This window comes from Shinella sp. HY16, from assembly GCF_028534175.1.
GTDB lineage: Bacteria > Pseudomonadota > Alphaproteobacteria > Rhizobiales > Rhizobiaceae > Shinella.
This window is the reverse complement of the sequence record NZ_JAHYXL010000001.1, coordinates 312,938-325,237: the sequence shown is the minus strand read 5'-3', so window position 1 is coordinate 325,237 and position 12,300 is coordinate 312,938. Positions and strand designations below refer to the sequence as shown.

Annotated in this window: 11 protein-coding genes; 3 read left to right on the top strand and 8 right to left on the bottom strand. The window is 64.3% G+C overall.

What is annotated here, in order from left to right:
* Nucleotides 1-19: 19 nt before the first annotated feature.
* From K0P03_RS01655 to K0P03_RS01625, 7 genes are all read right to left on the bottom strand, one after another.
* Nucleotides 20-1,381 carry an FGGY-family carbohydrate kinase gene (locus K0P03_RS01655; RefSeq protein ID WP_272788741.1) on the bottom strand — a complete coding sequence of 454 codons (1,362 nt, stop codon included), beginning with the start codon at nucleotides 1,379-1,381 and terminating at the stop codon, nucleotides 20-22.
* 4 nt (nucleotides 1,382-1,385) lie between these two features.
* Nucleotides 1,386-1,700 carry an L-rhamnose mutarotase gene (rhaM, locus tag K0P03_RS01650; RefSeq protein ID WP_272788740.1) on the bottom strand — a complete coding sequence of 105 codons (315 nt, stop codon included), beginning with the start codon at nucleotides 1,698-1,700 and terminating at the stop codon, nucleotides 1,386-1,388.
* A 3-nt stretch (nucleotides 1,701-1,703) separates the two neighbouring features.
* On the bottom strand, nucleotides 1,704-2,702 hold the full coding sequence (locus tag K0P03_RS01645; RefSeq protein WP_272788739.1) for an ABC transporter permease: 999 nt from the start codon (nucleotides 2,700-2,702) through the stop codon (nucleotides 1,704-1,706).
* Nucleotides 2,695-3,681 carry an ABC transporter permease gene (locus K0P03_RS01640; RefSeq protein WP_272788738.1) on the bottom strand — a complete coding sequence of 329 codons (987 nt, stop codon included), beginning with the start codon at nucleotides 3,679-3,681 and terminating at the stop codon, nucleotides 2,695-2,697. The genes K0P03_RS01645 and K0P03_RS01640 overlap by 8 nt, the downstream gene beginning before the upstream one ends.
* Complete coding sequence (locus K0P03_RS01635; RefSeq protein WP_272790436.1) at nucleotides 3,678-5,174, bottom strand: sugar ABC transporter ATP-binding protein; 1,497 nt, start codon at nucleotides 5,172-5,174, stop codon at nucleotides 3,678-3,680. Before K0P03_RS01635 ends, K0P03_RS01640 begins: the two co-directional genes overlap by 4 nt.
* Before the next feature lie 217 nt (nucleotides 5,175-5,391).
* Nucleotides 5,392-6,381 (bottom strand): rhamnose ABC transporter substrate-binding protein, encoded by a 990-nt coding sequence (rhaS, locus tag K0P03_RS01630; protein ID WP_272788737.1) that lies wholly within the window; start codon nucleotides 6,379-6,381, stop codon nucleotides 5,392-5,394.
* Nucleotides 6,382-6,415: 34 nt separating this feature from the next.
* Nucleotides 6,416-7,228 (bottom strand): DeoR/GlpR family DNA-binding transcription regulator, encoded by an 813-nt coding sequence (locus K0P03_RS01625; RefSeq protein ID WP_272788736.1) that lies wholly within the window; start codon nucleotides 7,226-7,228, stop codon nucleotides 6,416-6,418.
* A 200-nt stretch (nucleotides 7,229-7,428) separates the two neighbouring features.
* Between K0P03_RS01625 and K0P03_RS01620 the strand changes: the two genes are divergently transcribed.
* The 3 genes from K0P03_RS01620 to K0P03_RS01610 all read left to right on the top strand — a co-directional run bounded on the left by K0P03_RS01620 (nucleotide 7,429) and on the right by K0P03_RS01610 (nucleotide 11,174).
* A complete protein-coding gene (locus K0P03_RS01620; protein WP_272788735.1) occupies nucleotides 7,429-9,522 on the top strand; it encodes a bifunctional rhamnulose-1-phosphate aldolase/short-chain dehydrogenase in 2,094 nt (697 codons plus the stop codon).
* 12 nt (nucleotides 9,523-9,534) lie between these two features.
* Nucleotides 9,535-10,824, top strand: coding sequence for an L-rhamnose catabolism isomerase (gene rhaI, locus K0P03_RS01615; protein ID WP_272788734.1), 1,290 nt, complete (start codon nucleotides 9,535-9,537; stop codon nucleotides 10,822-10,824).
* A 95-nt stretch (nucleotides 10,825-10,919) separates the two neighbouring features.
* A complete protein-coding gene (locus K0P03_RS01610; RefSeq protein ID WP_024270520.1) occupies nucleotides 10,920-11,174 on the top strand; it encodes a GlsB/YeaQ/YmgE family stress response membrane protein in 255 nt (84 codons plus the stop codon).
* Between the two features lie 56 nt (nucleotides 11,175-11,230).
* On the opposite strand, the gene K0P03_RS01605 is transcribed toward K0P03_RS01610, so the two are convergent.
* Entirely contained in the window at nucleotides 11,231-12,262 is a 1,032-nt protein-coding gene (locus K0P03_RS01605; RefSeq protein ID WP_050745472.1) for a hydroxyacid dehydrogenase, read from the bottom strand.
* Nucleotides 12,263-12,300: the final 38 nt, after the last annotated feature.

The following is a 12,300-nucleotide window of genomic DNA, read 5'->3' as shown; positions in this document are numbered from 1 at the left end:
CGGGTTTTCTGAGCGGTCTTCACCCTTCGCAAGCGAGCCTGCGCCAGCGCGCCGCATAATCCCCCGCGCCCTCGGGCAAATTGTCCTCTGCCGACGCCAGTGCGGACTCCGGCGCCCTGCCCGCGGCAAGGCAGGCCGCGCCGACACTCGTGCCCGTCGCGCTGCCGCCGGAGAGCACCGCGCGCCCCGTTGCCACCTTCAGCATCACCAGGAACGCCCGGTTGGCCGCAAACGGCCCCTCGACGATGACAGGGCCTTCCGCGCCGATCAGGTCGAGGCAGGTCGCCGTCATCAGGGCGAGGTGAAAGGCGATGACGGCCTGGGCCGCATCCTCGCCCAGATCCTCGCGCGGCACGGTCCAGGTTGCCTTGCGGCCGCGGAACGGGCCGGATTCCTCCGGCAGCGACGGCAGCAGCATGGCGCCGCGCCGGAAAACCTCGGCGATGGCAGCGGGCGGCAGATCGCCCAACTTGCCGCCGAGCAGGGAGAACGCCCGGCCGCCCATGAAGCGGGCGGACGGCACCGGATCGCCGAGTGCGTTGACGTTGATCAGCGTATCGCGTGCCTCGTCCAGCACGACCGGCCGCGCGCCGATCGCCATCACCACCACCCAGGTGCCGGTGGAGACGACGGCATAGGGCCCCTTGCGGGTCAGCACGTAGGGCAGCAGCGAGGCGTTGGAATCATGGATGCCGCAATGAACGGGCACATCCGGCCGAAGCCCCGTCGCCACCGCGATCTCCGGAAGGATCGGGCCGAGCACATCGCCGGCTCTGCGTACCGCCGGCATCAAGCGCGTCCAGCCCTGGCTTTCCACAAGGCTGGAGAAGCGGCCGTTCCGCGGTTCCCAGAGATCGGCGTGGCAGCCGAGCGACGTTACCTCGCTGGCAGCGATGCCGGTGAGGCGGAAGGACCAGTATTGCGCATACATCAGCAGCCAGCGCGTTTTGGCAAAAGCGTCCGGAAACGCCTTCGACTGCCAATAGACTTGCAGGCCGGCGTTGAGCCCAACGGGCAGGACAGGCGTCCCGCTGTCTTCGAAGCGCGGGCGGATGGCGCGGTAGTCCTCTGCCATCGCCTGCGGGCCGTCATGCTCGTAGTCCAGCACCGGCAGGACGAGGTCGCCGTCCTCCCCGACCAGCGCGACGGTCGCGCCATGCGTGGTGACCGAGATGGCGTCGACCGGGCGCTCGCGGCCCAGCGCGGCAAAACTTTCCAGAAGAAAGGCCCAGAGCTTTTCCGTGTCGAAATGCGGATAGGGCGCGGCGTTCACCACGCCGTTCGGCATGGTGCGGGCAGCGACCTCGCGAAAATCCGCGCCATCGACGAGCACCACCTTGGCGTTCGTCTTGCCAATATCAACGACGGCGATGGTCTTCATCGGCTCATTCCATGTGGAAAACGGTGACGAGCGGCACGGCGACGGGCTCGTTGTCCGGCCTCGTCTCCATGATATCGGCCATGTGCGCCCACCAGCGCTGCATGACGGGATGGTTGGGCAAGTCCGCCATCGCGTGGTCGTCGCGCCGCCAGAGCACGCCGAAGAGCAGGTTCGTCTCCTCATCGAGGTGGATGGAATAGTCGGAGACGCCAGCCTCCTTCAAAAGCGCTGACAGTTCCGGCCAGATCGCATCGTGCCGCGCCCTGTATTCGGCTGCCATGCCGGGGTTCAGCCGCATGCGAAACGCATATTTCTCCATGGCTCAACGGCTCCCGCGAAAACGCCGGTAGAGGATCGGCAGCGCGATGACGGAGATCAAGAGCAGGCCGATGAAGATCGACATGACGATGCCGGGCACATTGAGCAGGCCGAAGCCGAAGGTGACCATGCCCATGATCAGCGCCGCCAGCACCACGCCGGGGATGGTGCCCGAGCCGCCAAGGATGTTGACACCGCCGAGCACGACCATCGTCACCACCTCCAGCTCCCAGCCGAGCGCGATGGAGGGGCGCGTCGAGCCGAGGCGCGCGGTGAGGCAGATCGAGGCGATCGCCGCCATCAGGCCGGTCAACAGGAAGAGCACGAACTTCACCCGGCCGACGCGCACACCGGAGAACAGCGCAGCCGTCTGGTTGTTGCCGATGGCGTAGACGGCGCGGCCGAAATTCGTCTTGTGCAGCACCACGCCATAGATGACGGCAAGTGCCGCGAAGAGGCAGAATTCGAAGGAGAAGACCCACCAGACATAGCCTTGCCCGAACCAAGAGAAACCCGCCGGATAGCCCGTAAAGGCCTGGTCGCCGAGGATGACGAAGGAGAGGCCGCGAAAGAGGCTCATCGTGCCGATGGTCACGACGATGGAGGGCAGGCCGAGGCCGGTGACGAGCAGGCCGTTGAACGCGCCGCAGAGAAGGCCCGTCGTAAGGCCGACCAGAACCAGGGCGGGCGTATCGAAGCCGAGCTGCACGGCATAGCCCATCACGGTGGAGGTGAGCGCGATGATCGAGGCGACGGAGAGGTCGATCTCGCCCGAGATGATGACCAGCGCCATGGCGAAGGCGATAATCGCCTTTTCGGTGAAGTTGAAGGTCGCGTCGGACAGGTTCCACGGATCGAGGAAATAGGGCGAGGCGAAGGAATTGACGAGGAAGATCGCCAGTGCCACGGCGACGAGCAGCGTTTCCCAGCTTTTCACCAGCCGCGCGCCGCGGCCTTCCAGCCGGTCGGGGATGTGGCGCGCGATCATCTGCGTCTCAGCCATGGGCCGCCTCCGCTTTCCTGAGGATCACCCGGCCCTTGCGCTTTTCGGCGCGGGCGTTCACGGCGACGGCGATGATGATGACCGTGCCTGAAATCGCCATCTGGGCGAAGGGCGAGATGTTGATGACGGGCAGCGCATTCTTGATGACGCCGAGGAACAGCGCGCCGAGCACCGCCCCGCCGACCGAGCCGATGCCGCCGGCAATCGACACGCCGCCGATGACGCAGGCCGCGATGATATCGAGCTCGAAGCCGGCTGCGATATCGACATAGGCGACCGCATAACGCGAGACCCAGAGATAGCCGGACAGGCCGGCGAGCGTGCCGGACAGGCAATAGGCGAAGAAGCGCGTGCGGCCGACATCGATGCCGGTATAGACCGCCGCATGCGGATTGCCGCCGACGGCGAAGAAGGCGCGGCCGAGCGGCGTCAGGCGCATCACCACGAGCATCAGCGCGACGATGACCAGCGACAGCCAGGAGAGCAGCGGAAAGCCGAGCAGCGCCGTGCGCGGCAGCGCCTTGAAGGCGTCGCTCATCTGGTGCGCATTGATCCAGGCGCCGCCGGAGAGGAGGAAGATCAGGCCGCGATAGATGGTCAGCGTGCCGAGCGTGACGACGATCGGCGGGATGTCGAGCTTCCAGACGAGCAGGCCGTTGATCGAGCCGAGCAGTGCGCCGAGCATCATCGCGATGAGGATGATCAGCGGGATCGGCAGGCCGGGCATGGCGGCGTTGAGCATGGCTGCAACCATGCCGGACAGGGCAAGGTTCGCCGCCATGGAGAGGTCGATGCAGCGCGTCAGGATGACGGCCATCTGGCCGAGCGCCAGGATGATCAGGATCGACGTGTCATTATAGACATTGGCAAGATTGCCCGGCGTCACGAAGGGCGGGAAACGGAGGGCGATCAGCGTCACCAGCGCGAGGATCGCGACGACCAGCAGCATTTCGCGGTTCTTCAGCAAAAGCTTCATCACGCGGCCTCCTCGATGCCGGCGGCGGCGCGCACCAGCTTTTCCGCCGTCAGGTCCGCGCGCTCGAAACGGCCGGCGATGCGACCCTCGCGCATGACGATAACCCGGTCCGCCATGCCCATGATCTCCGGGATTTCCGAGGAGACCATGATGACGCTGAGGCCCGAGGCGGCCAGTTCGCTCATGAAGGAGTGTACGGCGGCCTTGGAGCCGATGTCGATGCCCTTGGTTGGCTCGTCGAGGATGATGACTTTCGGCCGCGTGGCGAGCCACTTGGCGATCACCACCTTCTGCTGGTTGCCGCCGGAGAGCGTGCCGACATCCTGGTCGAGCGAGGCGGCGCGCAGATCGAGCCGCGCGGTGTATTCCCGCGCCAGGGCGAATTCCGCCGCCATGCGCAAAAAACCGGAGCGCGAGGTGCGCGAGAGCGAGGGCAGCGTGACGTTCTGGAAGATCGGCAGGCCGATGATCGCACCCTGCCGGCCGCGCTCCTCCGGCACATAGACGATGCCGGCTTCGATCGCTTCGGCCGGCGAGCGGATGACCTTGATCTCGCCATGCAGTCTTATCGCGCCGGCCGACGGTTTCGTGACGCCGATCAGCGCCTGCATGAATTCCGAACGGCCCGCCCCGACAAGACCGTAGAAGCCAAGGATCTCGCCGCGACGCAGCTCGAAATTGATGTCCTCGAATTCGGTCGGGTGGCGGTAGCCGGAAACGGTGAGAACAGGCTCGCCTATGGCGACATCCTGCTTCGGGAAAACCTGGCCGACGTCGCGGCCGACCATCTGGCGCACCAGATCGTCCTGCGTCACCTCCGAAATCAGCCCCTCGCCCACCATGCAGCCATCTCGAAACACCGTGTAGCGATCGGCGATGCGGAAAATCTCGTCGAACTTGTGGCTGATGAAGAGGATCGCCTTGCCGTCGGCCTTCAGCCGGTCGACCAGGTCGTAGAGTTCGTGGATTTCCTTGTGCGAAAGGGCCGCCGTCGGCTCGTCCATAATGACGACGCGGGCGTCGATGGAAAGCGCGCGGGCGATGGCGACGAGGTGCTTGCTGGCGATGCCGAGATCGCGCAGGCGGATCGACGGGTCGAGATCGGCGCCGACACGGGCAAGCAGCGCGCGGGCGTTCGCGTTCATCGTCTTCCAGTCGATGAGGCCGAAGCGGGTGCGGGGGGCATGGCCCAAAAAGATGTTCTCGGCGACCGACAGTTCGTCGAACAGCACGGTTTCCTGATGGATGGCGGTGACGCCGGCTTTCGCCGCCGCGTTGGCGGTCGGGAAATGGGTTTCCGCGCCGTCGACGCGGATGGTGCCCTCATCGGGCTGGTAGATGCCGGTGAGGATCTTGACCAGCGTCGACTTGCCCGCCCCGTTCTCGCCGACGAGCGCGGTCACCGAGCCCGGATAGAGCGACAGCGAAACCTCGGCGAGCGCGCGCACGCCGGGGAAGGATTTCGAAATCCCCTCCAGGGCGATGGCGGGCTTCATCCGCGATGTGGTCGTGTCCTGCAGCAAGTCTCGGTCCACCGGTTGGGTTATGGGCTCGATCGCGAGTGATGCGGGCGGGGCTGCCCCTCACCCTAGCCCTCTCCCCGCCTGCGGGGAGAGGGAACAGAGGCGTTGCGGCTCGGTTTCCTTCTCCCCGTTTACGGGGAGAAGGTGGCCGGCAGGCCGGATGAGGGGCGCATTCAATTGAGACGCCAGATCAAAAGATCTTGGCGAATTCCTCGACGTTCTTGGCATCATAGACGAACGGGTCGGCCATGGCGCCTTCGTTGTTGTCGTCGAGCTTGACGGCGCCCATGCGGCCCATCTTCAGTTCCGCGCCGGGCTTGGCTTCCGCGCCGCCGATCAGGTCATAGGCGATCATCGTCGCGGAATAGCCGAGATCGATCGGGTTCCAGATCGCGAAGGATTTGGAGGCGCCGGATTTCACATGGCCGGCCATTTCCGAGGGCAGGCCGAGGCCGGTGACGTTGATCTGGCCGATCTTGCCGGCATCGGTGACAGCCTGTGCGGCGGCGACGATGCCGACGGAGGTCGGCGCGATGATCGCCTTCAGGTTCGGATGCGACTGGATGAGGCCTTGAGTCTCGCGATAGGACTTGTCGGCAAGGTCGTCGCCATAGACGGTGGCGACCACGTTGATGCCCTTGTAGTTGCCGAGCACCTTGTTCATCTCGGCGATCCAGGTGTTCTGGTTCGTCGAGGTGGCGGTCGCCGAGAGCACGGCGACATCGCCGCCCTCGGGCAGGTTGTCGGCGGCGAGCTTGATGATCATGTTGCCGATCAGCGGGTTCGACGACGGGTTGAGGTGCATCGAGCGGCCCTCGGGCGCGACGCCCGAATCCCAGGAGATGACTTTGATACCGCGGTCCATCGCCTTCTTGAGGGCGGGCACCAGCGCATTGGTGTCGTTGGCCGAAACGGCGATGGCGTCGACCTTCTGGGCGATCAGCGAATTGATCACCTCGATCTGGCCTTCCGCGGTCGTCGTCGTCGGGCCGGTATAGATGACCTCGACGTCGCCGAGTTCCTTGGCGGCTTCCTGGGCGCCCTTGTTGGCCGCCTCGAAGAAGCCGATGCCGAGCGCCTTGACGACGAGGGCGATCTTTTTCGTTTCCGCCTGCGCGGTGTTGGCGATCAGCGCGACCGAAACGGCCGCCGTCACGAGCAATGTCTTCAGAATTTTCACGACTTCTCCTCCCAGTGAAATCAAAACTCCGGCCTCACGCCGAAGAGGGTGCATTCCCAGTCTTGGTGTCGGCCTGGACATTCGCAACGATCAGGTTGACGCCGGCCTGCTCCAGCATCGCGGCGTCCCTGTCCTCGATGCCCGAATCCGTGATAATGGTGGCGATGCGCTTCAGCCCGCACAGGATGAGGCTGGAGCGTTTTCGGAATTTCGTGGAGTCGACCAGCACGACCAGCTCGTCCGCCTGGTCGATCAGTTTCTGCTCCGCCTGGATGAGCAGCGGGTCGGCCTCCATCAGGCCGAGAGGCCCGAGGCCCTGCGCGCCCATGAACATGCGGCGCGCATAGAAATTGCGCGTCACATCGTTGTCGAAGGGGCTGAGCACGATGTTCTGCTCGCGGTAGATCGTGCCGCCGGACAGCATGATCGTGTTCTTCGAGTGTTTCAGCAGGTGTTCGGCGATGTTGAACGAGTTGGTGAAGACCTGCATGCGGCGGTTGGTCAGGAAATGCACCATCTGGAACGTGGTGGTGCCGCCGTTGATGATGATCGGATCGCCGTCCTCGCAGAGCGCCATCGCCTCTTTCGCGATCGCCTGCTTCTGGCGGGTGTTGAGCGTCTCGTTGACCGTGAAGGGACGACCGGCGAGACCGACGAACTGCGGGGGATGCAACGCCTCCGCCCCGCCGCGCACCCGGCGAAGCTTCTTCTGCACATGCAGCGCCGCGATGTCGCGCCGGATCGTCGCCTCGGAACTGTCGGTGAGGTCCACCAGCTCGGGCACGGTGACCACAGGCTTTTCCTGAACCGCGGACAGAATGATCCGATGTCTTTCCTTCTCGTGCATGGCTCCTCCAGTGCTGGCAATGCTTCCATCAGGAACGCGCATTGTCAATCACGATCGATCATAATTTTTCATTGTGCAGCGCAGTATGATTGTTTTTGATCGTTTCTGATTGACATCGGCGACGCTCTCATGTGATCTGAAAGCACGCCTTCAAGCGCGGCGATAGCCATGCGCATAGGAAATACCGGGAGGAAATGCCGATGCTGGAGAAGAACCAGGGCGCACGCCTTGCAAACCTGTGGGATGACGCCAAGGCGTCGGCGATGAGCGAATCCGAACGGTTGCTCTATCGCTCCAACCTGCTCGGCTCCGACAAGCGCATCACCAATTACGGCGGCGGCAACACCTCGGCGAAGGTGACGGAGACGGATCCGCTCGGTGCCGGCGCAGTCGAGGTGCTCTGGGTCAAGGGGTCGGGCGGCGATGTCGGCACGATCAGGATGGATGGGTTTGCAACGCTCTACATGCAAAAACTCCATGCGCTGAAGGGGCTTTACCGCGGCGTCGAGCATGAGGACGAGATGGTGGGCTACCTCCCCCACTGCACCTTCAACCTCAACCCGCGCGCCGCCTCCATCGATACGCCGCTGCATGCCTATGTGCCGAAGAAACATGTCGACCACATGCATCCGGACGCGATCATCGCCATCGCCGCCGCGAAAAACAGCCGCGAGCTGACGCGAAAAATCTTTGGCGACGACATCGGCTGGCTGCCCTGGAAGCGGCCGGGCTACGAGCTTGGCCTGTGGCTCGAAAAATTCTGCCTGGAAAATCCGGGCGCGCGCGGCGTGGTGCTGGAAAGCCATGGCCTTTTCACCTGGGGCGATACGGCCCGGGAATGCTACGAGACGACGGTCGAGATCATCAACAAGGCGATCGGCTGGTTCGAGGAAAACAACGTGGCTCCCGCCTTCGGCGGCGCGGTGAAGCCGGTGCTTCCCGCCACGGAACGCCGTGCGATTGCGGAAAAGCTGATGCCGGTCATCCGCGGCATGATCGGCCGGGACGAGAAGAAGGTCGGCCATTTCGACGACGGCGAGGCCGTGCTCGATTTCGTGACCTCGAAAAACCTTGCGCCGCTCGCGGCCCTCGGCACGAGCTGCCCGGATCATTTTTTGCGCACGAAGATTCGCCCGCTGGTCGTCGATTTCGACCCGGCAGAGCCGGATATCGACAGGACGCTTGCCGGCCTTGCCGATGCGATTGCCGCCTACCGCGCCGACTACGCGGCCTACTATGAGCGCTGCAAGCGGGACAACAGCCCGGCGATGCGCGATCCGAATGCCGTGGTCTATCTGGTGCCCGGCGTCGGCATGATCACCTTTGCCAAGGACAAGGCGACGGCGCGCATTTCCGGCGAATTCTACGTCAACGCCATCAATGTGATGCGCGGCGCTTCCGGCGTTTCCGATTATGTCGGCCTGCCGGAGCAGGAGGCCTTCGACATCGAATACTGGCTGCTGGAGGAGGCGAAACTCCAGCGCATGCCGAAGCCCAAGAGCCTGGCCGGCCGCATCGCGCTCGTCACGGGCGGGGCCGGCGGCATCGGCAAGGCGACCGCGGAGCGGCTGATGGCGGAGGGCGCCTGCGTGGTGCTTGCCGATATCGACGAGACGGCGCTCGCCGCGGCGGAAAACGAGCTTGCCGGCCGCTACGGCAGGGATGTCGTGCGCTCGGTTTCGATGAACGTCACCGACGAAGCGCTCGTCGCAAAAAGTTTTGCCGATACTCTGGTGGAATTCGGCGGCCTCGACATCCTCGTCTCCAATGCCGGCCTCGCCTCCTCGGCAGTCATAGAGGACACGACGCTGGAACTGTGGAACAAGAACATCGGTATTCTCGCGACGGGCTATTTCCTCGTCTCGCGCGAGGCGTTCCGCATCTTCCGCCGGCAGAAGGCGGGCGGCAACGTGGTCTTCGTCGCCTCCAAGAACGGCCTTGCCGCCTCCCCCGGCGCATCGGCCTATTGCACCGCCAAGGCCGCCGAAATCCACCTCGCCCGGTGCCTGGCGCTGGAAGGCGCCGCCGAGCAGATCCGCGTCAACGTGGTGAACCCGGACGCCGTGCTGCGCGGCTCGAAGATCTGGACCGGCGAATGGAAGGAACAGCGCGCCGCGACCTACAAGACGGACGATCTCGAAGCGCATTACCGCGAGCGGTCCATGCTGAAGCTCTCGGTCTTTCCGGAGGATATCGCGGAAGCCATCTATTTCCTCGCCTCCGACATGTCGGCGAAATCGACCGGCAACATCATCAATGTCGACGCGGGCAATGCCCAGTCCTTCACGCGCTGAGGAATTTTGCCGATGACGATGATTTCCGAAGATGTGGTCGCCCACGAGAACCAGAAACGTCTTGCCGATCTCAAGAGCGACTACGAGCATCTCGGCACACAGCTTGCCCGCCGCGGTGTCGATATCGATACCGTGAAGCGCAAGGTCGCGGCCTATGCGGTCGCCGTGCCCTCGTGGGGCGTCGGCACCGGCGGCACGCGTTTTGCGCGGTTCCCCGGCGAGGGCGAGCCGCGCAACATTTTTGACAAGCTGGAGGATTGCGCCGTCATCCATCAACTGACCCGCGCCACGCCGACCGTCTCGCTGCACATCCCCTGGGACAAGGTGACGGACCTCAAGGCGTTGAAAGAAAGGGGCCATGCCCTCGGCCTCGGCTTCGACGCGATGAACTCCAACACCTTTTCCGATGCGCCGCAGCAGGAGCATTCCTACAAATACGGCTCGCTGTCGCACGCCAATGCCGCGACGCGCCAGCAGGCCGTCGAGCACAATCTCGAATGCATCGCCATCGGCAATGCGCTCGGCTCCAAGGCGCTGACGGTGTGGATCGGCGACGGCACGAACTTTCCGGGGCAGGCGAATTTCACGAGGAGTTTCGAGCGTTATCTCGATGCGATGAAGGCCATCTATGAAGCGCTGCCGGAGGATTGGCGGCTTTTTACCGAGCACAAGATGTACGAGCCGGCCTTCTATTCGACGGTCGTGCAGGACTGGGGCAGCAATTACCTGATCGCGCAGGAACTCGGCCCGAAAGCCCATTGCCTCGTCGACCTCGGCCACCATGCGCCGAACGTCAATATCGAGATGATCGTCGCCCGGCTCATCCAGTTCAGGAAGCTCGGCGGCTTCCATTTCAACGATTCGAAATATGGCGACGACGACCTCGACACCGGCTCGATCGATCCCTACCGTCTGTTCCTCGTCTTCAACGAGCTGGTGGATGCGGAAGTGCGGCAGGCCGAGGGGTTTTCGCCGGCGCATATGCTCGACCAGAGCCACAATGTCACCGACCCGATCGAGAGCCTGATGCGCAGCGCCATGGAGGTCTGCCGCGCCTATGCGCAGGGCCTCATCGTCGATCGCGCGGCGCTCGCCGGTTACCAGGAGACGAACGACGCGCTGATGGCCTCAGAGACGCTGAAGGCCGGTTTTCGCACCGATGTCGAGCCGATCCTCGCCATGGCGCGGCTGGAGACGGGCGGCGCGATCGATCCGGTCGCAACGTTTCGCGCCGCCGGTTACCGGGCGAAGGTGGCGAGCGAACGGCCGGCGGTGGCAGGCGGCGGCGGCGGCATCGTCTGACACCGCGGAAGAGAAGTTTTCAGCCCCTCTTGCTTTCCGGAAAACGGCTGCCAGATTGAACAGGGACAGAATGAGACTGTCTAAGGGAGCATCGTATGGGCATTGAAAGCATTCTCGTTTTCCTCATCGTCGGCGCGATTGCTGGCTGGCTGGCCGGCCTCATCGTTTCGGGCTTCGGCTTCGGCCTGATCGGCAACATCGTCGTCGGCATCGTCGGCGCCTTCATCGCCGGCTATCTCTTTCCGGCCATCGGCGTCAGCCTCGGCAGCGGCATCATCGCCGCGATCATTCATTCCACGATCGGCGCGGTGATCCTGCTCGTGCTCATCAAGGTCATCAAGCGCGCCTGATCGCACGCCATTAAAGCGAAAAGGCCGTGGCGGTTCCCCGCCACGGCCTTTTCGTTTCAGTTAACGCTCACCGGCTTGGAGCGCATGCGCGAGACCGTCTCACGCTCGGCCCGCTTGCAGCGCATCGGCGGCAGGCTGCGATCCATCAGCGCCATATCCTCCAAGACCATGTCACCCATCTTCTTGAAAGCGCTGTCCAGCGCACCCGCGCGGTGGGCCGAGCGGACGAAGCCCTTCAGCCGGCGCACGGGATGGTCCGCCGGCAGCGGCTCCTCCGGATAAACGTCGCTTGCCGCAACGATATGGCCGGTCTCGACCGCCGCCATCAGCGCCGGGAAATCGACGACGTCTGCCCGGCTGAGCAGGATGAAGGCCGCGCCCTTGCGCATCGAGGCAAAGGCCTCCGCCCCGAGAAAACCCTTGTTCTCGCTTGTCACGGAGGCGACGACGAAAACAAAGTCGCTCATGGCCAGCACCTCGGAAAGCGAGGCGGGCTCGACCCCGACATCCCGCAGCATCGAGGGCGGCAGCCAGGGATCGAAGACACGGATTTTCGCGCGGAAGCCCGAGAGCACGCGGTTCAGCGCCCGGCCGAGATCACCGAAGCCGACGATGCCGATCTCGGAGCCAGAGAGGAGGCGCGCGGACCGGTTGCCGTCCCCGCCCCACAATTCCGTCCCCTCGCGGAAGGCGACATCGGCGTCGATCACGCCGCGGGCAAGGTTCAGCGCCATGGCAAGGCCGAGTTCGGCCACCGGCTCGGCAAAGACCTGGCCAGTGGTGACGACATGGATGCCGCGCTCGAACAGAACCTCATAGGGCATGTTGTTGAGGAGATTGCTCTCGACATTGAGGATCGCGCGCAGGTTCGGCATGCGCGCCAGCGTTTCGGCGGAAAGCGGCGGCTGTCCGAGGATATAGCGCGCCTGGCCGAGCACCGCGTCGCCAAGCCCGGCTATGTCTTCGGGATCAGCCTCGACAATACGATAGGCCCGGCGCAAAGCGGCCTCTGCCGCGGGGGTGAAGATGAGGTCCAGCGTGCGCGGTTCGGGCGCGCTGATCACCAGCGGCAGGCTTTCGTCGGTCATGGCTCCTCCGGATGAACGACCCCGGCCGGAACGGTCGG